The organism is Romboutsia sedimentorum (assembly GCF_030131845.1).
Taxonomy (GTDB): domain Bacteria; phylum Bacillota; class Clostridia; order Peptostreptococcales; family Peptostreptococcaceae; genus Romboutsia_D; species Romboutsia_D sedimentorum.
Genome location: NZ_JASKYM010000026.1, coordinates 1 through 1,336 on the forward strand (window position 1 = coordinate 1; position 1,336 = coordinate 1,336).

Genomic DNA, 1,336 nt, shown 5'->3' on the forward strand with positions numbered 1-1,336 from the left:
CGTAGGTTCGAGTCCTACCCCCGCAACCATTATAAGGCCCATTGGTCAAGCGGTCAAGACACCGCCCTTTCACGGCGGTAACAGGGGTTCGATTCCCCTATGGGTCACCAAAAAAATATGCGGGTGTAGCTCAATGGTAGAGTTCTGGCCTTCCAAGCCAGCTGTGAGGGTTCGATCCCCTTCACCCGCTCCAACAAAATTATATAATGTGGGTGCATAGCTCAGCTGGATAGAGCAACGCCCTTCTAAGGCGTGTGTCCGGGGTTCGAATCCCTGTGCGCTCACCACTTTATAAATTAAAGCAATCCAGTTACTGGGGATTCGCCAAGTTGGTAAGGCATAGCACTTTGACTGCTACATGCGTAGGTTCGAGTCCTGCATCCCCAGCCAAATTAATATTATGATCCATTAGCTCAGTTGGTAGAGCACCTGACTTTTAATCAGGGTGTCCCGCGTTCGAGTCGCGGATGGATCACCAAATGGAGAGGTGTCCGAGTGGTTTAAGGAGCTAGTCTTGAAAACTAGTGATGCTTAACGGCACCGTGGGTTCGAATCCCACCCTCTCCGCCATTATAAATCAAATATCTGGAGAAGTACTCAAGTGGCTAAAGAGGTGCCCCTGCTAAGGGTATAGGCTGGGTAACTGGTGCGAGGGTTCGAATCCCTCCTTCTCCGCCAATAAAAAATCGGGGCCATTAGCTCAGTTGGTTAGAGCGCCCGGCTCATAACCGGTAGGTCCGGGGTTCGAGTCCCTGATGGCCCACCAGATTTTTAGGGGTGTAGCTCAGCTGGTAGAGCGTCGGTCTCCAAAACCGTGCGCCGGGGGTTCGAATCCCTCCACCCCTGCCAATTTGATTTTTTTAAAACTTTATTCAACTTTATTTCGAGGTGTAGCGCAGTTTGGTAGCGCACCTGGTTTGGGACCAGGGGGCCGGGGGTTCGAGTCCCTTCACCTCGACCAAGAATAAGGGCCTATAGCTCAGGTGGTTAGAGCGCACGCCTGATAAGCGTGAGGTCGCTGGTTCGAGTCCAGCTAGGCCCACCATTTGTGCCCAGATAGCTCAGTCGGTAGAGCAAGGGACTGAAAATCCCTGTGTCGATGGTTCGATTCCATTTCTGGGCACCAATTAGATGTGGCGGTATAGCTTAGTTGGCTAGAGCGTTCGGTTCATACCCGAAAGGTCACAGGTTCGACTCCTGTTACCGCTACCATAGAATTTATTATAAGAACTTTGAAAATTAAACAGTAGGTTAATTTATAGAATTTGAAACAACCAAGAAACATAAAGCCAGATATATAACAGTATCTGAGCCCTAGATAAACTTTTATTTAAGA

Annotated in this window: 13 tRNA genes; all 13 read left to right on the top strand. The window is 49.4% G+C overall.

Features of this window, described 5'->3' with window-relative positions:
• The first annotated feature begins 35 nt into the window (after positions 1-35).
• A tRNA-Glu gene (locus QOZ84_RS16370) sits at positions 36-110 on the top strand.
• Positions 111-119: 9 nt separating this feature from the next.
• Positions 120-193, top strand: a tRNA-Gly gene (locus QOZ84_RS16375).
• A 17-nt stretch (positions 194-210) separates the two neighbouring features.
• A tRNA-Arg gene (locus QOZ84_RS16380) sits at positions 211-287 on the top strand.
• A 27-nt stretch (positions 288-314) separates the two neighbouring features.
• Positions 315-390: transfer RNA gene (locus QOZ84_RS16385), tRNA-Gln, on the top strand.
• Positions 391-402: 12 nt separating this feature from the next.
• Positions 403-478, top strand: a tRNA-Lys gene (locus QOZ84_RS16390).
• Positions 479-481: 3 nt separating this feature from the next.
• Positions 482-570 (top strand) — tRNA-Ser (locus tag QOZ84_RS16395).
• Between the two features lie 17 nt (positions 571-587).
• A tRNA-Ser gene (locus QOZ84_RS16400) sits at positions 588-678 on the top strand.
• An 11-nt stretch (positions 679-689) separates the two neighbouring features.
• Positions 690-766 (top strand) — tRNA-Ile (locus tag QOZ84_RS16405).
• Positions 767-773: 7 nt separating this feature from the next.
• Positions 774-849, top strand: a tRNA-Trp gene (locus QOZ84_RS16410).
• 35 nt (positions 850-884) lie between these two features.
• Positions 885-961 (top strand) — tRNA-Pro (locus QOZ84_RS16415).
• Between the two features lie 7 nt (positions 962-968).
• Positions 969-1,045, top strand: a tRNA-Ile gene (locus QOZ84_RS16420).
• Positions 1,046-1,050: 5 nt separating this feature from the next.
• A tRNA-Phe gene (locus QOZ84_RS16425) sits at positions 1,051-1,126 on the top strand.
• A gap of 9 nt (positions 1,127-1,135) precedes the next feature.
• A tRNA-Met gene (locus QOZ84_RS16430) sits at positions 1,136-1,212 on the top strand.
• Positions 1,213-1,336 lie beyond the last annotated feature (124 nt).